Raw genomic sequence first — 17,244 nt, 5'->3', positions numbered from 1 at the left:
AGCCTGCTCCTGTCATGTTCTAGTGCGCGCTACCAGAGCTACGCTCGACCTGACAGGTGGGGACAAAGTTTGCGACAAAACCCGCTTCTAACCACTTTCGGTTCGCTTATCACGAAATGTTAAAACAAATTGGATATGAAGGTTGCCGCGACCCAAAGCCCAATTCCAAAGCTGAGATGTGCAAAGACGCTCTTGAGCCGCGCAGCTCGTGGGTCGGGTGTTAACCGTGCCGCCAACCCCGCTCCCATGCCCGGCTGAAGGATCAGAAAAGGCACCAGCACTGTCAGTATTCCAAACGCAATCGCAGGCAGCAGACTCGGCGCTTCAAGCCAACCCCGACCGACAACGGCCAAAAAACCCAGCGCAAACACGACGCCCGTCAGATAATGTGCGCTCCAGCCCAACAAACGCTCCGCCGGAACAGGGTCGCTGGCCATGATGGGTCGATGAAAAAACCGTCCCTGGGCCACATGGCCGAGCCAACGACCGACCATCGCGTAGTTGAGCGATTGCTGAGAGAAGATCAGCTTCTGGGAAAGGGCGACCACATCCATGAAGGCTGTCGCTATTATACCGATCAGAACCGCGCTGAAGAAAATTTCTGTTGCCATGGAGGTATCGACCTTAGTTTCTGTTGATGTTTTGCAGTGGAGGGGCAACATGCAACTTCAAGTCCACTTGAGGTCAAGACCATGCTCGACATTTCTGAACTTTCTCGCGAAAGCGGGTTTTCTCCGTCAAAACTCCGCTATTATGAAGAGGTTGGTCTGATCCTGTCGGTGGGCCGAAGGGGGTTGAAGCGTCTCTATGAGGATGAGGTGAAGACGCGGATTTCCCTCATTTCTCTGGCGCAAACCGCCGGGCTTTCACTCGGCGAGATCAAAGAGACGATGGGTTCAGAAGGCAGGCCCGATCTGGATCGTACTGTTCTGGCAGCAAAGGCCGATGCAATTGACGTGAGGATCAAGGAACTGACGGCCTTACGGGACGGCCTTCGCCATGTCATGAATTGCACGGCTGAAAACCATCTGGATTGCCCTCGGTTTCAGCGCATCATCCGTGTTGCACTGACGAAGAAACAGGGCGATGCGAAACGTTCTAAAAGGAACCCCGACAAAGGGTGAAGGGGTTGAGCGTGGACCCCGATCCACCATTTTGGGGCTGTTGACGGGTCAGGATGCTGGGACCACTGCCGCCCAGACGTCACGCGTTGCTGGTGTTCAGCGCGGTAATTCGCTGAAAGGACAGACATCGTCCTCGAACGGAACATGCCGTCTCCTGAACGATGATCCTTCGATAATCTCTGGCCGGCTGATCCGATCCATACGAAAATGCCGGAAGTCCTCACGGCTAGAATCCCAGGCTACGAGATACCAGAGCCGCGGCAGGATGAGCATAGCTTGCGGTTCGACTTCGCGGCTTGTTTCCGCGCCCTTGGCGTCCCGGTAGCCGAAGCGCAGGTTTTGCCTTTGCAAAAACGCGGTCTCGAAGGCAGGCAAAAGCGCGAGGTCAATCGTGCCCATGTCCGAGATGTCTTGTTTGGGCGACAGCTGACCGACATGCAGACAGTCAAGGAACCTGCGCAGATCCCGCACCTTGTCCGACGGCAGGGCCTTCTCGATCTTGGCAAGCCCCGCGTCGGCGAGACCGGAGAAGGGAAGGCTTCGCGCAGCACGCATGGCCGCGACACTGACGAGAAGCGCAAACACCTCTGTGACTGAGAGACGGGCGGTGGTCTGCACGGATTGCGGATCAAGTTGCACGCCCCCGCCGCGCCCACATTCGGAATGGATGACAAAGCCCTGGTCGCGCAACGCCCCGATATCGCGCAATACCGTTCGTCTGGATGCACCGACCTGACAGGCCAGTTCATCGACCGTTGCGGTTCCGTTACGGCGAAGTGTGCGCACGATGGCATCATGGCGGAGACGAATGTTCATTTATTCACCTTAGCACGTTTGGTGACAAATTTTGTCACCGTAGGGTTCTAAGTCGATCCAGAACCACTCAGCAAGGAGAATGGACATGACGTCCCGAGACAAGAGTACATCCAACGGCGCATTACCGATCATCGTCAATCCACTGCATCTGCATGATCCCAGGCCAAACGGCTATAGTACGGCAGTCGTGTCTCCTGCTGCAGGACGGCTTGCTTTTGTCTCAGGACAGGGCGGACAGGATCAAACCGGAAGCCTATCGCCGGAGTTCGACAATCAGGTTGAGCAAGCCTACTCCAATCTGGCTGCGGTCCTTGACGCCCTCGGCGCTCTCCCCAAACAGGTCGTGAAGCTGACCGTGTTCGTGGTCGACCACGATATGTCGAAGCTGCGCGTGCTGACCGAAAACGTGAAGCGGATGTTCGGTGATACGCTGCCCGCGCAAACGCTGATCCCCGTTCCAAAGCTTGCCATCGACCCGATGCTCTTCGAGGTCGAGGCCGTCGTGCTTTTGGATTGAGCGCTCGATTGCGGCGGCGACTTGCCGCCGCAATCACAAACGCTACCTGGTTTGCGAAGTGGAAGCTGACGTTCGCAAACTGCACAGCACCGATTACTATGAGCTCGATGCTGACGCCGGAGCGATCACGACACCTTTTCGGCAAATTTGTCCTGCTCAGTTAAAGGCGGCCCTTAGGCGACATCCAACAACCAGCTGAGATGCTGCGTTTGCATCCCGCTTTCCAGACATTCGCCGTGGGGGCGAAACTACTCCGATAGTAAACTCAGCCAGCGACAAATTACCCGATCCGGAAACGCCCGTGAACACTACAATCTCGTTCCGGGGGATGCTTAAAGGTTGTTCCGGCGCGCTGCGCGGATGCGTTTGTTCTTCATGTTAGATCGCATCGTCCTTTCCGGCTGCTTGGCTCAGAATCCAGTCAACGCCGCGCAAAAAGTCGTCGATTGTCAGAGGATTGTTTTCTCCGCTGGAAGCCGAAAGCACAAAGCCATGCGCATAGTCGATTAGGAGGTGAGCCAGGACATTGCCACCGTCGCTGTTCTTCAGCTGATCCGTGCTGGCCTTGAGTTCCGCCGCCACACGGGCGAGATCCGCGCTCATGAGCGTCACATCATTCAGGATCGCGCGCACCAAATTGGCGTTCCGCAATGCATACTCGAAGTAGGCCGCCAGTATGCTGCGGGCCCGTTTGACCGGGGACGTCTCTTCGATGCCGTCCGCGACCCCCCCGAAGGCAAGCTCCACCAGATCGGTCAAAAGCTGTTTCTTGTTGCCGGCGTGATAGGTGACGGCCATTGGGGTGACGCCCAGCTGTTCAGCCAGCACACGAAAAGACAGCCCGTCAATGCCGCCTTTCTGAACGATTGGCAGCGCCGTTTTCAGGACCGCTTGCTTTGACAAATGTTGCGACGCCTTTATTGGTCGTCCAACGGACGCAACCATGGTCAACGTTTCACCTTATATTCAAGGTCCACCAGCCCGGACGGGAAGGCGGTCGACGACACCAGCTCCAGATCAATGTCCGTGTCATTGGAACCAAATATCCGGATGCCGTCGCCAAGAAGGATCGGCACGATGGATATTTTCATGTCCTCGATAAGCCCCGCCTGGATAAAGGACCGAATAATCGCGCCGCCATCGACATATGCCTGTTTCAAACCGCGCTTTTCCAACGAATCCAACAGGGATTTGGGCGCAAGTGTCGAAACCTCGACCTTGCCGCGCAGATCCTCCGGAATGTCTTCATCAGTCATAGTGCGGCTCATCACGATGCAGGGGATGGTGTATGGCCACTCCCCGAACCCTAAAACCGTGCGAAACGACCCCGACCCCATGACGATCGCATCCATCCGGCCTTGAAACTCCGCAAAGCCGTGATCTTCATCTTGCGTCGCTTGCTTATTCAGCCAGTCAAGCGCGTGGTCGGGTCTCGCAACAAACCCATCGAGGCTCATGGCCATCATGATGTGTCCGGTTGTCATATCCGTGTCTCCGTGAATCGTATTTATACAGCGTATAAATATTAAGCCGATGATGTTCAAGCAAACGAGGTCAAGATTAGCTGGTCAACCATTCCGAGAAGGCGGCCACGGCCTCCGTCGCAACAGTGTTTTGTGGCTGAACCAGAAAGTACCCGTAGTCGGGTAGTTCAATATCAGACAACCGGAACAGCAGTTGCGCCTCTAGGTCGGCCGAAACAAGGCCATCCATCAAGGCAACCCCTTGCCCGTCGATAACAGCCTGCACCCGGACGTTGGGGTCGGGGACGATCAACACATCTTGCCGCGTCTGCTGAGGCAGACCTGCGGCGGTCAGCCAATCGGACCAAGCATTGCTGTCGTCCCGGTCTCTGAGCAATGTGAGCTGTGATATCGCCACGCCCATTCCCAACGTCTCAACTTTTCGCGCCACAGAAGAGTTCCCGACGGGATAGGACGGCAATGCCATGAAAGGGATCACCACGCCTCCCCCCCATTCTCCATTCCCCCACCTGATCGCCAGATCAACATGTTGCATTTCCTGCTCAGAAAACTGGATCATCGGCTGAATGCGCAGCTGCACATCCGGGTGGCGCTGCATAAAGGTCATCAGACGCGGGGACAGCCATCGAGCCGCGAAATAGGTCGACACTCCAACAGTCAGGGATCGCGATACGCGTCCCTTCATCTCCAGAATATCAGCCTCGATTTCCTGATAACGGGTCTGGCAAGCCGCCAGCAGCTTCAGCCCTTCATCCGTCAGGGTAATGCCGCGTGTCGTGCGCCGGAACAGGACCATCCCCAGATCAGCTTCAAGCGTCTTTATCTGATAGCTGATCGCACCTTTGGTCATGTTCAGGGCCGTGGCAGCGTCCGAGAAACTAGAATGCCGGGCGATCTCGGCGAACAACCTAAGCAGGTCATGATGGCGAAAGTGTCGGCGCATATCAAGTTTGTACAAAATTTTTGAACGCTATGACCAGAAAATTTCGATTTCCAACCGCGCAGCAAACGCCGATCCTACCGGGGAACAAATGAATCGGAGCTTCGCGTTTGAGTGCTTTGAACACCACCACGGACTTCTCGAAACCAGCAGAGCGCCGCAGCCGTTCCCGTCGAGATCGACCGTCATGTCGCGACACGGTGTCTCCAGGCGCTCCATTCACCACGCGAAAAATCCCTGCATACGCGATGCTGAACGATACTGCTTTGGCGCGGATCGAAGATCAGGCGGACTGGATTCTGAGCAAGATCGGGATCGATTTTCGAGGCGACCAAGCAGCGTTAGAAATGTTTGCCGAGTCAGGCGCTCACGTCGAAGGTGAGTGCGTTCGGTTTGACCCGGGGCATGCACGCGACCTTTGCGCGACGGCTCCGTCTGAATTCAAATTGCATGGTCGGGAATCCACCAGAACCGTGACCCTTGGCGGCGATAACATTGTCCTGATGCCGGGTTACGGGTCTCCCTTTGTTAGCGATCTGAGCAATGGAAGGCGATACGCGACGCTCGAAGACTTCCGCAACTTTGTCAAACTCACATACAACTCCCCTGCCCTGCATCATTCCGGCGGCACGGTGGTCGAACCAACGGATGTGCCTGTGAACAAACGGCATCTGGACATGATGCTTGCCCACCTGACCCTGTCGACAAAACCCTTTATGGGGTCCGTCACCGCGCCAGAACGCGCGCAGGACAGCATCGACATGGCACGGTTAGTCTTTGGGCGCAACGTCATGGAACGCAACGCGGTGATGCAAGCTAATATCAACATCAACTCTCCGCTCGTGTTCGATGACACCATGTCCTCCACGCTCCGCACCTATGCCAAAGCAAACCAGTGCGTGTGCGTCTCTCCGGCGATTTTCGCTGGGGCCATGGGGCCGCTCTCGCCTGCGGCAGTGGCAGCCCAAACGCTGGCCGAAGCTATGGTCGGCATCGCCCTGACACAGCTTGTCCGCCCAGGGTGCCCGGTGGTCATGGGGTCGTTTCATTCCAGCATGAACCTCCGCACGGGTGCGCTGACCTTCGGATCGGCGGAAGCGAACATGGTCACCATGGCGCTGTCGCAATTGGGGCGCAGGCTCCGCGTTCCGGTGCGCTCTGGCGGTGGACAGATCACCGCGTCCAACGCCCCGGACGGACAAGCGATGCAGGACAGTACGGGGGCCATGTGGTCCACCCTTCTGTCCGGCGCGCATCAGGTCTGGCATGCGGCGGGCTGGCTCGAAGGTGGATTGGTCATGTCCTACGAAAAGTTCATCATGGACGTCGACCATTGCGGCGCGATGCTGAAATTGTTGCAGGGTTTTGAAGTCGACGATGAAGCCTTTGGCCGCGATGCCTATCTCGAAACCGGCCCGGGCGAGAATTTCCTCTCCACTAGCCACACGCTGCGCCACTACAAATCGGCGAATTTTGAACCGCAAATCCCGGATGCCGGCCCGTTCGAGACCTGGACGGAGAACGGCGCGCTCACGTCAGACCAACGCGCCACGGCGCGGTGGCGCCAGATGCTGGACAACTATCAACAGCCCGAAATCAACCCCGGCATCCAGACCGCGCTCGAAGACTTCGTGTCCGAGCGCAAGGCAGGCGTGCCGGACCAATGGTACTAGAAAGGAAGACCCATGACCGACGAACTCAGCCGCACATCCGCCCTCGCATCGCGCCACGCAGCGCTTGGTTCAGGATTGGAGGACTGGAACGGCATGGGTACGGCCTGGACCTATAACTCGGATCCCAACGATGAGCACGATGCGGTCCGTGAACGGGCCGGTATGTTCGACATGTCTCCCCTGAAGAAAGTGTTCGTTCGAGGCCCCGAAGCCCGGGATGTGTTGGATCATCTCACCACGCGCGATCTGTCCAAAGTCGGACCGGGCAAGGAAGCCTACCTTTGCGTTCTGACGGATCAGGGCCGGATCGCCGACGATTCCATCGTGTCGAACAATGGTGGCAACGAATGGATGATCGTGCACGGCTCCGGCGACACCATGGCGCTATTGGAAGCCTCGGCGGCTGGGCGTGACGTTCAGATCGATTTTACCGACGAACTGCATGACCTTTCGGTGCAGGGTCCTGCCTCTTTGGAGATTCTGAACGCCCACACGGATATCGACCTGTCCGAAATGGCCTATTTCGAACACGCGCCTGCGGTTCTGTTCGGCCATTCCTGTCGTATCTCACGCACGGGCTATTCCGGCGAACGCGGCTACGAGATTTTTGCAGATGGGACAGTGATTACGGATATCTGGGACAAGCTCGTGCAGGAGGGCGTTATGCCCTGTTCTTTTACCGCTTTGGACAAGGTGCGGATCGAAGCCGGGCTCTTGTTTTACGGCTATGACATGACCGAGGACAACACCCCATGGGAGGTCGGCCTTGGGTTCACCGTCAGCACAACCAAGGCCGATTATCGCGGAAAAGCGACCGTCGTGGCGGCAAAGGGGGCCGAAAAAGTAAACAATGTGTGCCTGGATATTAATCACCCCGACATTGTGGCCGGTGGTGAAATGCTGTCGTTGGATGGTGAACCTGTCGGCGTAATCAACAGCCCCTGCTACTCACACCGGATGGGTAAATCCCTTGCCCTTGCGCATGTTGTTCCAGGACTGGGCGTTGGAACGACGCTGGCCGTGTCAGGCGATGGCCTGAACACGCAAGCAACCATCGCAGCAAACCCCATCTACGATCCAAAGAAACTTCGCACCCACGAATAGAGGGGTCGTTGCCAAGTGCTGTAGAGCGCGGCCCAAACCGGTCACTCGACCGAGGGTCGAAATGCCGCGTTCGCAGCCCGCATTCCAGACCTTCGCTGCGGGAGCATATCGGTGTCTTAGGTTATGACGGGAATGCGGACAAAGTTGCCGTTACTCACTGTCTCAGGTCTGATCGGACTTCTTTCTTTTTTGCCTGTTGGCAACGCGCGTCTCAGAAGACGACGGTGTTGGTCCAGAACTTGGTTCGCCTACAGAAACCCAACGAGAGGACATCCGCAGATCTTCTTCTGTTCTAATTCTGGGTAAGTCGTCATGTATGTCGACCCACGGGATTTGACTTTCCACTCCATAGTGCAGTTCGGGTGGAAAATCGGCTGGGTTGTCCAGTGTTCCAACCCGGATTGAATAATACCCGATGTCGCTAATGTCGGTATAAATGCTCGTCCCGCAATTCTTGCAAAAGGCTCGCTCAGAGAGCTTCGAAGAAGCATACAAACCGGGTTCCTCACCCTCGAAAGTCACATTTGGCTTCTCAAAAATCGCCCATGCATTCACAGGAGAGCCAAGAGCCAGTTGGCAATGCCTGCAATGGCAAAAACCGACTGCAACTGGCAGAGACCAGACCTGATACCGAATTGCGCCGCACAGACATCCACCTGCAGTGACCGGTTCACTTTTCGCCGCTGTGAGGAAAGGCCACCCAATTGGCTTCGCCTCTTCACCGGAAGCTGTCAAAGTCGAACGATAAGCGCGGACAGGCTGAACGATGTTTTTCAGCTTTCGATGGCCAATATCTACAAACGAATGCTCAATCTTTTCTTTGACTTGGTCCAAGACGCTCCCGGAGACGCAGAGCTCACCGGGTTTGGCAATTTCTTGAAGTCGGGACGCCTGATTGACACCGTCGCCAAAGATATCGTCGCCTATGACAACAATATCACCAAGATTTACGCCAATACGAAAGGTGATTTTTTGTTTACCCGCGTTATCAGCTTCACGTTCAGCCATAACCGTCTGGACTTCCAGCGCGCAAGCGACCGCATCAACAGCAGTAGGAAACTCAATCAGTAGGCCGTCGCCCATCGATTTGACTACACGCCCGTTATGAGTCGAGACCAGACGTGACACGATGCCGTCAAAATACATGCCGAGCCGCGTCAGAGTGCCTGCTTCGTCTCTTTGCATAAGGCCCGAGTATCCCACGACATCGATCGAAACGATAGCAGCAAGTTTTCTGATCTCTGGCTTTGGCATGTGGTCAAGTTACGGCAGTTTAACTAGCACGCATAGTCTGCGTCGTTGGTTGCGATGATTATGATTTCGCCTGAATTTCAGACACGCCACATAGCATTTGAACGACTGCCTGGAGCTCAGAAACGGTCATTCAGTGAAATCTGTTACATCTGGTATGCGGGCGGAAGCTGCCGTCCGGTACGTGGAAGTGGATACCAGCTTCTAACTCTTTTCAGAGCGAAGTTCCCAATTTAGCAGCCTTCACACGGTAAAAGGCTTCTACCGCGATCGCGGTGTCCTGTGCGCCAGTTCCCGTCAAGTCGCAGATCGTCACGGCACCAGTTGGGCGCGAAAATTGGTCCGCTCCTGAAATGATTGAACCGAGTTCTAATACTTTTCTGCTGCCTTCGCCTAAATTCTGAAGCTCGCCGCCGATGACGCACTGATCAATCACATCACAAACCACGACGTTTGCGCGCTCGAGTACGTTCGAATGTAGTTCTTGTTTACCTGGTAAATCTGACCCCATGGCAGTGATGTGCAAGTCAGTGTGAAGCCATTCGGCCATAATGATTGGCTCCGTCGCAGGGGTCGCAGTGACGACAACTTGCGCAGACGTCACCAAATCCGCGAGGGACTGGCAGGGTTCCACCGGAATTCCAAGTAGACTTGTCATTTCAGTACAGTAGCTCGAAACAGATGCCGCGCTGCGCCCATAAACCAGAAGGCGTTCGAATCTACGCACAAGGGCGAGGCTTTCAATCTGATATCGGGCCTGAACGCCTGTGCCGACCACGCCGACAGTTTTGGTTTCTTGGGGTGCCAGGTACTTTGCAGCCACCGCACCGGCAAGTCCGGTGCGCAGGTTCATCAAATATCCGTTGTCTAGGAATATACAATCAAAGGCACCTGTCTTTGCGCTCATCAAAGCGATGATACTACTGCAACTGGGCAGTCCGATCTGCGGGTTCCGAAAGAAGCCGGTGGCGATTTTGACAGCAAGATGCTCAATGCCATTCACAAAAGCGCCCTTTGTGTCGACAGCACTATCCTCATCAATGTCGATATGCATAACTGGCGGCATTGAAATACGCCCTTCCGAAATCCACGAAAAGGACCGCTCGGTTGCGCCCAACGACCCTTTGTCTATCGGAAGACAATTTCTCAACTCTGCTTCGGTGACAACCAAGGTGCCCATCGCAACTACTCCTTAGCGCGTATGCGAACGGTATTGCATAGCCTACTGTAGTGTCATCCGCGAAGTCGCGAACCAGACTTTCGCCGCGAAACGGAAATCTGGCAAAGAGGGTTCCTTGCAGACCTCGGTGCGGACGCAGCATGTGAACCCTTGAGCCACCGCGCCTCGTCGAGGACGGCCCATTGCGGTCATTCATCCAATCGGAACCAAGTTGCGGTGCGCCCGTCAAAGCCGCCATTCGCTGCGTTCGCAATAGTGGGGTCACTTGATCCGAGAAAGCAGTTGAAACACCGGCATCAGTTTGGCGAACTCGGCAGTTGTTCGTTCCGTCAGATTCGACTTTAAAACAAAGGCTGGGGTCTCGGTATCCATCCAAACTGCAAAGCCCTTGCGCCGCAACGCTTCCTCAAGGGGGTGGTCTTTGTCAAAACCGGAGGGAACGCGCTTCAACTCCGGCTCACCGATCCTGTAACCCCGTTCTCGCAACTCTGTGGTGGTCTGTATTAACTCTGCCCCCAAGGGCCCCACCATGGCGTCGCGGAATGCGTCCAACGATCCTTTTTCATACTGAAAAACCCCACAGCCGAGGGAAAGCTTTTCTGGGGAAAGGCCAAAGAACCACATCGGCGGCTGTACCGCCTGCACTGTCGGTATGAACGCGAGGTGCAGGTGCGCGTTATAGGGTGTCTTGTCTTTGGAAAACCGAACATCTCGGTGAATTCGAAAGATCTTGCTGCCGTGATCTTGCCCAGTAAGGTCATGTAGCGCCAACTCCATCTCTTCGGCGAACAGCTTGCTGGGTGACTTAATGTAGGTCTCATACGTCGACTTGTTCGCTGCAAACCAGTCCTTGGTATTGTTGGCCTTCAGTTCTTGCAGGAAGCCTACTGCCTCGGCAGCAAAGCAATCGAATTGGGCCATAAGATTCTCCATTCAGTCTTTCTTGGGCAGCGCCGCGGCATGCTCGAAGCACAGGTGCAGCCACCGCAGCAAAGCAGCGTCATTGCAATCCGCTTCCTCCACACGGACAAAACCACCCAGCTTGCGGGTTCCGTGAACCAAAGCGTGGGCCGTGGGGTCCTGCAATGTCGCAGGCTCGTTCACCTTTCCCACCCTGAACATGAACCGGCCCACGCCATCCTGATGTCTGCGTGCACCACAAAGCATGTTGCCGTTCAAAAAGAAGCACAGGCCGCCCATCATCCGCTTTTCAAATATGCCCACATGCGCGGCCAGAGCGTCTCGCATGCGGGCGTTGAGTACTTCATCTACCGGCATCAATTGCCGATCCACAGCTGCCAAAGGATCGCCAGCGCAAGCACCAGCATGGCCAAAGTCGTGAGCGCCGCCCCTAACGCGCGCCCTTTGCCATTCACCGAAGTGCTGAGGCTGAAATAGTGAATGAGGCGGGCGAGCAGCAGCACGGCACCGCAGGCAGCGACCAGCCAGGGCGCAGTTCCCGCGATCTCGGCTCCCGCTAGGGCCAGAAGCGCAAGCGGTACGTATTCGATGAAGTTCCCATGCGCCCGCATCAGCCTCAGCAAGCTTTCATCCTCACCGTGAAGCAAAGATATCCCAGTCTTGGTGCGACGCACACCAACGGCAATCGTCATCGGAATACTCATCAAAACGAAAATGGCTGTTACGACCAGTGCGATCTGCGGAAACTGTTCCATGTTATGCCTCCTCTATGATCGCGCTTAAGACGCCATGCTTTCGTAAGTGATCAGCGCGAACCGTGCCCCTTGCGGGTCAGTCAGAGTGGCCATGCGGCCAACCCCCGGCATATCCATAGCAGGCTGAACAATCGCGGCACCATTGGCTTCGGCCTTGGCGGCACTGACGTCCACATCGGCCACCGTAAAAAAGATCGTCCAGCTACCGTTTTCCTCTGGCATCGGGGAAAAGCCACCAATTGCGGTTTCGCCCACCACGGCGGCAGAATAGCTCGACCCATCCTGCATGGGCATGTCGTTGATCGTCCAGCCCAGCACCTCATGATAAAACGCTTTGGCTTTACCCTGATCTGGGCCAGAATGTCCGATCCAGCCGGAGTTTCCGACGGTGGTCATCTCAAGAATACTCATGTGCTTCTCCCTTGGTTACACCCGCACATACGGGTCTGATCCAAGGACGCGCGAAGCCCAGTGACCCCTACATGCCGCGCAAACTTTCTTGGCTGATCTTAATTCTCTCCGTGATCGCAACACGTTCGGGCGTGGTTGGTCTGAGCGTCATCACCGTTTCGAAAGCGGCAATCGCGGCATGGTGGTCACCTGCTTCTTGCAAAAGCCCGCCGCGCATCGCGTGGTACCAGCGATAAGTGGACAACTCCTGTGCCAAAGGCTCCATCGCCTTTAGCGCATAAATCGGGCCGTGCAGCTTGGCCTGTGCTGCAATCTGGTTAAGTCGCACAACAGGCGTTGGCTGCAATGCATAGAGAGCGGCGTAATGACTTTCGATCGATGCCCAGTCAGTGTGATCAACCGAGGCCGCATGGGCATGTGTCGCTGCGATTGCAGCCTGAATAATATAAACGCCCTGATGTCCCGTCCGGTGGGCCTTTTGCAAAAGACCCGTCGCCTCGGCGATGTTCGCACGATCCCAAAGACTGCGATCCTGATCGTCCAGCGCGACAAGCTTGCCTTCTGGATCAATACGCGCACGCCGCCTTGCGTGTTGAAATAGCAATAGCGCCAGCAATGCGGCCTGTTCCCCCATCGCTGGAAATAGCGCCGCTAGTAGACGGGCCAGACGGATCGCCTCTCCACACAAGGTAAATTTGATTTGCTTTGGACCGGCCGAGGTTGACCACCCTTCGCTAAACATCAAGTAAACCATCAGAGAAACTTCACCCAAGCGCGCACCCCGCTCAGCCGGACTGGGTGTTTTGAAGGCAACCGGATTGCTCGCTATCTTCTTTTTGGCACGGGTGATCCGCTGTTCCATAGTCTTGGGCTTGATGAGAAATCCACTCGCAATTTCGTCTACGCTCAACCCCAGGACCACGCGCAGTGCAATGGCAATCTGATCCCGCCGCTCGAGTTCCGGATGGCAGCAGATGAACAGAAGCCGCAAAACATCATCGCGCATTTCGTCAGGATCCGGGGTTTCGGCAGGCACCGGTTTAAACTCCTCCACATGACGCGACAGGATTGCGGCGCGGCGTTGTGATTTGCGCACATGATCAAGGCCAGAGTTGCGTGCAGTCGTCAGCAACCATGCTAACGGATCACGAGGTTCACCATCATTTGTCCAAACAGTCAGCGCCTTCAGGCAGGCATCGGCAAGCGCCTCTTCCGCAATATCGATGTCCCGAAACATCCGGATCAGGGCAGCAAGCGCACGCGGTCGGTGCAGAGTGAAAGTGGCCTCGAGCCAGTCCGACATGTTCTATTCCGACGAGATCACGCCGCCAGCCCAGGCCACCGGTCGCACCTCAAGCCTTGCTACAGGGGATGAGATCATTTTCGCGTATTCCAATGCCTCATCAAGGTCTTTGAATTCAGCAGCATAAAATCCAAGGAAGTTCTCCTTGGTCTCGGCGAATGGACCGTCGGTGATCAAAGGCGCTGAGCCTTCGGTTGGAGCAGGCTCGACCATCACGGCAGAGGTCGGCGGCATCAATTTCATCGACACGAACTCCCCGCGCTCTGATAGCGCCGATTGCAATGCGCCATGGCCCGACATCACTTCGTTCTGGCGATCTTTGGGCAGCGCTTCGAATACGCCCGGCTCCCCATAAATCGTGATTGCGTATATCATCTTCGCCTCCATACTTCATTCACATGGTGCAAGGACGCGCGAGGACATGCAAATCCGACAACCGGTCCACAATGCAAGATCGCAAAATAGCCACTTGGAACACCTAGACGCTAATCGAATGCTAGGCAGGTTCCCAAAGCTCAATTGGATTTCCTTCTGGATCGTTGAGCCACGCGAACTTGCCATTTGGATAAGGCGAATCTGGATCGCGACGGATTTCAACGCCCTTAGATTCGAGTTGTGCGATCATTTTCTCAATGTCGCGAACACGAAAATTCAGCATAAATGGCTTTTCTTGGTTCCCGAAATACTCTGTCACTTTTTCGAACGGGGCGAATACAGTCTCGCCTGCTTCTTGCTTCCAACACGGTGTTTCATAGTCGTTTGGTACGAGATCAATGCCCAAATTGTCACGATACCATGCCGCCAAGTCGACGGGCTCGTTTGCCCTGAAGAAAAACCCGCCAAAGCCCAGTACTTTTTCCATCTTCGATTTCAAACCCGGATACGCTATCGGAAAAGACCACTCCAATATGTGGAATTTGATAAGTGCGGCCCTAACCGGACACTGACCAACCGTGCGGTCGCTGCGGCGTGGCATCTGCTTAGCTGCCGTTCGAAAGTTGCGCAGATTTGCAGAACCCAGGTCCGGCATGTGCTTGACCGGCGGTTTACATCAGCGCGACTGAAGCAGGTTCTCATAGCAACATATCCCAAGGGAATTCGCATAGTGCATCGACCCTTATATGATAGCATCGAACCAAACTCTCTCACTCACAGTCGTCCAAGCGAACAGAGGTACAGAAAGACAAATATTTGCTGTCACTTCGGACCAAAGATATCGAGACTGCCTACAATGCGCTCGCTCTTTGCGCAGGGTTTTTGGTTGCGCCGTCAGTTGGCGGCGCGGTCAAGCTCGGGTTTGAGATCAACGACGTCAGGGCTTCGCTGACAAGGGCCGACAAAACGACGCTCAAGAACTTTGCGGACAAGATGATCTCAAGTGCGGAAAGCGCGTTGGAGGGATTTGCGGCAGATGCGCCGCCTGACGCGGCAGTCCTATATGCCCAGATGCTCGAGCTTTCCGCGCCGAAAGCTACGGATATCTCTGGCAGCGCCCTTAACGCCGATACTCTAGCCTTGCACATGGTCGAGCAACTTGAGGATCCCGAACACAAATCCATGCGCGATCTCTTTGTTCTGCTGACCTCGGCGGCGTCAAAAACACTTCTCGCCGATCCGGATTTCGTCGAACAGATTAAACCCGCGATCTACGCCCAAATGTTGTCAGGCACACAGGCCATACAGCGCGACCTGGCTGGGCTGGTTCGGAAACACGGTAGCCTCGACGCTGTCGTCGCCACAGTCAAAAATGCCGCCGACGCCGAATTTCGAATTCTGGCGGCGGCTTTCAAGCTGCCCGACGCGGAGACCGCCCCGCGCAGTAAGCTTATCGCGGATATCATCCACAAAGCCCAGGAGTGCGATCAGGTTCAGGCGACACTTGACGACATCGATGATACCGATCCGGTCGTGCAATCCTATCTGGAACACGCCCAGACCGCGTTGAGTCAGATGAATCTTTCTGCGGCGCTTTTTCTTTTGAGAGAGGCAAGGAAAGTGCTTGAAGACAACTCTCTGTGCAAAACCCTGGAATTCCGCGCCAACATTGCGGAGCCCGAAGCGATGGTGCATCTCCTGAACTCTCAACTGCAGGAGGCGTTCCGGCTTTTTGAAAGCACCGCAAATGGCATGGCGATGGTTGACGAACGTGACGCCGCCATGAGGCGCTCGAATTATGCACTTGCGCTTATGGCTTATGGCGACCGTTACGGCACCGACGGGTACCTCTACGGGACGCGCATCATCGACCCTTTGCTCAGTGAAGCGGCAGCAGAACTGCCGGCCGACGTTACCGCCCGTCTTTTTCTGCATCGGGGCACGATACACGCTAAATTCTATGCGGCCCTGGGGCATTTGGACGGGCAAGATCACTTCGAGGCAGCAGAAGAAGATTTGATTTCCGCTCAGATTATTGCTGCGGACATGTTGTCCGATTTTCACGGCGCGGCAACGGCGCGGGCAACGGCGGGATGGCTCAATCTGCAGGCCGCTCAGTTCACCCTTGATGCCGACGCCGATCCCTTTCTGCAGCAGGCCGAAGAACTCCTCTCGATTGCCCGCATGCTCTATGAACAGTTGGATGCCCAATTTGAGTTGGCGCTGGTGAAACTGGACCTTGCCGATCTGCTGGATCGAAAATCCGTTCGCGTTGGCCAAACAGAACGGGCGACGATATGCCAGAAAGCGATCGACTTGGTCGCTGAAAGTGAAGAACAACTCGTAATGGGCGATCATCCCGCCGAACTGGCCCGCGCGCGCTATCTCGCTGCAAAGCTCCTCTGGAACGAAGCGGTTCATAGGCTTGGCGCGGGGGGTGCTGAGCTGCTCAATTCGGCGCTGGCCTTTGCGAACAGCGTGCTTGAACTGCGCGCCATAGAAGCGGATCCTCTGGGATGGGCCGAGGCAACACTACTGATCGGCGAAATCCGAGCGGATCAGGTGATCCACAATAGGGAAGAAGATCGAATTGCCGGTTTCAGAGAGGCAGTGAAAACCATGCAAACCGCGATCAGGATCTACGAGGATATGGGAACTGAAGAACAGATCGCAAAAGCGCGGCGCGCGTTCCAACGTTTGAGCTGGCAGATCGAGGAGGAAGGCAACGTTGACACTGTATGAAGCTCTGGACCGGGCCTCTTGCACCGTCAGCGGGTCAAACTGATGAGCCCCTTCGTTAATATTCGTATTCTGTTCCGGCCCATAAGAGACATTCGGCACACCAGCCCGATGCTGCGTTTGCAGCCCGCTTTCCGGACATTCGCTGCAGGTGCAAAATTCGGCGCTGGTCGAACTCACAGATCGCAGACAATGCTGACGTCTTTCGGCCCAGATGAATTATGTAGAAATGGTCAAACCGGGAACTCTACTGGTTTCAGCGCGAAGCCTCGTTACAACAAACGTCAATTGGCCGTCTGGCGTTCTTTTTCCGGCCAGATTTCATCTACTACGACAAATGCAACGATTACAAAAAATGCGGCGCTGGCAACTTGTAAAACTCGAGTGATGCTCTTGACGTCAGCCTCGTCTGAAAATGGCGCAACCGACCCGCCATATACGATCAAAGCAGTTGTAATTGCTGAGCCGGCAGCGGCGGCGAGTGGGGCTTTAGACTTTCCAAGTGCTCCGAGAGTCAGGCAAAAGAAAAAACAGAGCAGAATGGGCGTCAGAATAACCGGAGCTATTACGTTTTTTTCATAGCATATGATGGAAACTGCCGCCCCAAGGAGGTTTGCCGTCAGCATAGCCTTTGCAACGGTTTTACCTGCG

The 17,244-nt window shown here is 55.5% G+C and carries 20 protein-coding genes; 5 read left to right on the top strand and 15 right to left on the bottom strand.

Going from position 1 to position 17,244, the window contains the following annotated elements; all coding sequences use genetic code 11:
* Positions 1-119 precede the first annotated feature (119 nt).
* Positions 120-611: a DUF2938 domain-containing protein gene (locus tag AC2FLA_RS21575; protein ID WP_496725199.1), complete on the bottom strand. Its 492-nt coding sequence runs from the start codon at positions 609-611 to the stop codon at positions 120-122.
* Positions 612-692: 81 nt separating this feature from the next.
* Here AC2FLA_RS21575 and AC2FLA_RS21570 point away from each other — a divergent pair, with 81 nt between their 5' ends.
* Positions 693-1,124 carry a helix-turn-helix domain-containing protein gene (locus tag AC2FLA_RS21570; protein WP_496725197.1) on the top strand — a complete coding sequence of 144 codons (432 nt, stop codon included), beginning with the start codon at positions 693-695 and terminating at the stop codon, positions 1,122-1,124.
* A gap of 96 nt (positions 1,125-1,220) precedes the next feature.
* Here the strand turns inward: AC2FLA_RS21570 and AC2FLA_RS21565 are convergent, their stop codons facing one another.
* Positions 1,221-1,940 (bottom strand): helix-turn-helix transcriptional regulator, encoded by a 720-nt coding sequence (locus AC2FLA_RS21565; RefSeq protein WP_496725195.1) that lies wholly within the window; start codon positions 1,938-1,940, stop codon positions 1,221-1,223.
* An 85-nt stretch (positions 1,941-2,025) separates the two neighbouring features.
* Here AC2FLA_RS21565 and AC2FLA_RS21560 point away from each other — a divergent pair, with 85 nt between their 5' ends.
* Positions 2,026-2,457 carry a RidA family protein gene (locus AC2FLA_RS21560; RefSeq protein ID WP_496725193.1) on the top strand — a complete coding sequence of 144 codons (432 nt, stop codon included), beginning with the start codon at positions 2,026-2,028 and terminating at the stop codon, positions 2,455-2,457.
* A gap of 378 nt (positions 2,458-2,835) precedes the next feature.
* On the opposite strand, the gene AC2FLA_RS21555 is transcribed toward AC2FLA_RS21560, so the two are convergent.
* The 3 genes from AC2FLA_RS21555 to AC2FLA_RS21545 form a co-directional block, all read right to left on the bottom strand.
* Entirely contained in the window at positions 2,836-3,360 is a 525-nt protein-coding gene (locus tag AC2FLA_RS21555) for a TetR/AcrR family transcriptional regulator (RefSeq protein WP_496725191.1), read from the bottom strand.
* A gap of 44 nt (positions 3,361-3,404) precedes the next feature.
* Positions 3,405-3,941 (bottom strand): dihydrofolate reductase family protein, encoded by a 537-nt coding sequence (locus AC2FLA_RS21550; protein WP_496725189.1) that lies wholly within the window; start codon positions 3,939-3,941, stop codon positions 3,405-3,407.
* A 76-nt stretch (positions 3,942-4,017) separates the two neighbouring features.
* The gene (locus AC2FLA_RS21545; protein WP_496725187.1) at positions 4,018-4,884 is read right to left on the bottom strand and encodes a LysR substrate-binding domain-containing protein; all 867 of its coding nucleotides are present in this window, start codon (positions 4,882-4,884) and stop codon (positions 4,018-4,020) included.
* 107 nt (positions 4,885-4,991) lie between these two features.
* On the opposite strand from AC2FLA_RS21545, the gene AC2FLA_RS21540 reads away from it, so the two are divergent.
* Positions 4,992-6,554, top strand: a complete 1,563-nt coding sequence (locus AC2FLA_RS21540) for a trimethylamine methyltransferase family protein (protein ID WP_496725185.1) — start codon at positions 4,992-4,994, stop codon at positions 6,552-6,554.
* 12 nt (positions 6,555-6,566) lie between these two features.
* Positions 6,567-7,658 (top strand): aminomethyl transferase family protein, encoded by a 1,092-nt coding sequence (locus tag AC2FLA_RS21535; protein ID WP_496725183.1) that lies wholly within the window; start codon positions 6,567-6,569, stop codon positions 7,656-7,658.
* A 162-nt stretch (positions 7,659-7,820) separates the two neighbouring features.
* Here the strand turns inward: AC2FLA_RS21535 and AC2FLA_RS21530 are convergent, their stop codons facing one another.
* The 9 genes from AC2FLA_RS21530 to AC2FLA_RS21490 form a co-directional block, all read right to left on the bottom strand.
* Positions 7,821-8,912, bottom strand: coding sequence for a GFA family protein (locus tag AC2FLA_RS21530; RefSeq protein WP_298855252.1), 1,092 nt, complete (start codon positions 8,910-8,912; stop codon positions 7,821-7,823).
* A 211-nt stretch (positions 8,913-9,123) separates the two neighbouring features.
* Positions 9,124-10,089 (bottom strand): ornithine cyclodeaminase family protein, encoded by a 966-nt coding sequence (locus AC2FLA_RS21525; RefSeq protein ID WP_496725181.1) that lies wholly within the window; start codon positions 10,087-10,089, stop codon positions 9,124-9,126.
* Positions 10,090-10,350: 261 nt separating this feature from the next.
* Positions 10,351-11,010, bottom strand: coding sequence for a DUF2461 domain-containing protein (locus tag AC2FLA_RS21520; RefSeq protein WP_496725179.1), 660 nt, complete (start codon positions 11,008-11,010; stop codon positions 10,351-10,353).
* A 12-nt stretch (positions 11,011-11,022) separates the two neighbouring features.
* A complete protein-coding gene (locus AC2FLA_RS21515; protein ID WP_496725177.1) occupies positions 11,023-11,367 on the bottom strand; it encodes a TfoX/Sxy family protein in 345 nt (114 codons plus the stop codon).
* Positions 11,367-11,765 (bottom strand): MAPEG family protein, encoded by a 399-nt coding sequence (locus AC2FLA_RS21510; protein ID WP_496725175.1) that lies wholly within the window; start codon positions 11,763-11,765, stop codon positions 11,367-11,369. The genes AC2FLA_RS21515 and AC2FLA_RS21510 overlap by 1 nt, the downstream gene beginning before the upstream one ends.
* Positions 11,766-11,789: 24 nt before the next feature.
* On the bottom strand, positions 11,790-12,176 hold the full coding sequence (locus AC2FLA_RS21505; RefSeq protein WP_496725173.1) for a VOC family protein: 387 nt from the start codon (positions 12,174-12,176) through the stop codon (positions 11,790-11,792).
* 67 nt (positions 12,177-12,243) lie between these two features.
* The gene (locus AC2FLA_RS21500; RefSeq protein WP_496725171.1) at positions 12,244-13,479 is read right to left on the bottom strand and encodes an RNA polymerase sigma factor; all 1,236 of its coding nucleotides are present in this window, start codon (positions 13,477-13,479) and stop codon (positions 12,244-12,246) included.
* Positions 13,480-13,482: 3 nt separating this feature from the next.
* Positions 13,483-13,854, bottom strand: coding sequence for a YciI family protein (locus AC2FLA_RS21495; RefSeq protein WP_496725169.1), 372 nt, complete (start codon positions 13,852-13,854; stop codon positions 13,483-13,485).
* 121 nt (positions 13,855-13,975) lie between these two features.
* Complete coding sequence (locus AC2FLA_RS21490) at positions 13,976-14,509, bottom strand: VOC family protein (RefSeq protein WP_496725167.1); 534 nt, start codon at positions 14,507-14,509, stop codon at positions 13,976-13,978.
* 416 nt (positions 14,510-14,925) lie between these two features.
* Between AC2FLA_RS21490 and AC2FLA_RS21485 the strand changes: the two genes are divergently transcribed.
* On the top strand, positions 14,926-16,596 hold the full coding sequence (locus AC2FLA_RS21485) for a hypothetical protein (RefSeq protein ID WP_496725165.1): 1,671 nt from the start codon (positions 14,926-14,928) through the stop codon (positions 16,594-16,596).
* 281 nt (positions 16,597-16,877) lie between these two features.
* Here the strand turns inward: AC2FLA_RS21485 and AC2FLA_RS21480 are convergent.
* On the bottom strand, positions 16,878-17,244 hold a 367-nt coding region (locus AC2FLA_RS21480), incomplete at its 5' end, for a hypothetical protein (RefSeq protein WP_496725163.1).

Source organism: Ruegeria sp. CDSA033 (assembly GCF_059612305.1).
The sequence above is the reverse complement of the archived record's forward strand: the minus strand, read 5'-3'. Positions and strand labels throughout refer to the sequence as shown.

What these genes read in the sequence shown, in the direction of transcription:
- AC2FLA_RS21575 (WP_496725199.1), bottom strand. Translation starts at nt 611, where the DNA reads ATGGCAACAGAAATTTTCTTCAGCGCGGTTCTGATCGGTATAATAGCG.
- AC2FLA_RS21570 (WP_496725197.1), top strand. Translation starts at nt 693, where the DNA reads ATGCTCGACATTTCTGAACTTTCTCGCGAAAGCGGGTTTTCTCCGTCA.
- AC2FLA_RS21565 (WP_496725195.1), bottom strand. Translation starts at nt 1,940, where the DNA reads ATGAACATTCGTCTCCGCCATGATGCCATCGTGCGCACACTTCGCCGT.
- AC2FLA_RS21560 (WP_496725193.1), top strand. Translation starts at nt 2,026, where the DNA reads ATGACGTCCCGAGACAAGAGTACATCCAACGGCGCATTACCGATCATC.
- AC2FLA_RS21550 (WP_496725189.1), bottom strand. Translation starts at nt 3,941, where the DNA reads ATGACAACCGGACACATCATGATGGCCATGAGCCTCGATGGGTTTGTT.
- AC2FLA_RS21545 (WP_496725187.1), bottom strand. Translation starts at nt 4,884, where the DNA reads ATGCGCCGACACTTTCGCCATCATGACCTGCTTAGGTTGTTCGCCGAG.
- AC2FLA_RS21535 (WP_496725183.1), top strand. Translation starts at nt 6,567, where the DNA reads ATGACCGACGAACTCAGCCGCACATCCGCCCTCGCATCGCGCCACGCA.
- AC2FLA_RS21530 (WP_298855252.1), bottom strand. Translation starts at nt 8,912, where the DNA reads ATGCCAAAGCCAGAGATCAGAAAACTTGCTGCTATCGTTTCGATCGAT.
- AC2FLA_RS21525 (WP_496725181.1), bottom strand. Translation starts at nt 10,089, where the DNA reads ATGGGCACCTTGGTTGTCACCGAAGCAGAGTTGAGAAATTGTCTTCCG.
- AC2FLA_RS21520 (WP_496725179.1), bottom strand. Translation starts at nt 11,010, where the DNA reads ATGGCCCAATTCGATTGCTTTGCTGCCGAGGCAGTAGGCTTCCTGCAA.
- AC2FLA_RS21515 (WP_496725177.1), bottom strand. Translation starts at nt 11,367, where the DNA reads ATGCCGGTAGATGAAGTACTCAACGCCCGCATGCGAGACGCTCTGGCC.
- AC2FLA_RS21510 (WP_496725175.1), bottom strand. Translation starts at nt 11,765, where the DNA reads ATGGAACAGTTTCCGCAGATCGCACTGGTCGTAACAGCCATTTTCGTT.
- AC2FLA_RS21505 (WP_496725173.1), bottom strand. Translation starts at nt 12,176, where the DNA reads ATGAGTATTCTTGAGATGACCACCGTCGGAAACTCCGGCTGGATCGGA.
- AC2FLA_RS21500 (WP_496725171.1), bottom strand. Translation starts at nt 13,479, where the DNA reads ATGTCGGACTGGCTCGAGGCCACTTTCACTCTGCACCGACCGCGTGCG.
- AC2FLA_RS21495 (WP_496725169.1), bottom strand. Translation starts at nt 13,854, where the DNA reads ATGATATACGCAATCACGATTTATGGGGAGCCGGGCGTATTCGAAGCG.
- AC2FLA_RS21490 (WP_496725167.1), bottom strand. Translation starts at nt 14,509, where the DNA reads ATGCCGGACCTGGGTTCTGCAAATCTGCGCAACTTTCGAACGGCAGCT.
- AC2FLA_RS21485 (WP_496725165.1), top strand. Translation starts at nt 14,926, where the DNA reads ATGCTCGAGCTTTCCGCGCCGAAAGCTACGGATATCTCTGGCAGCGCC.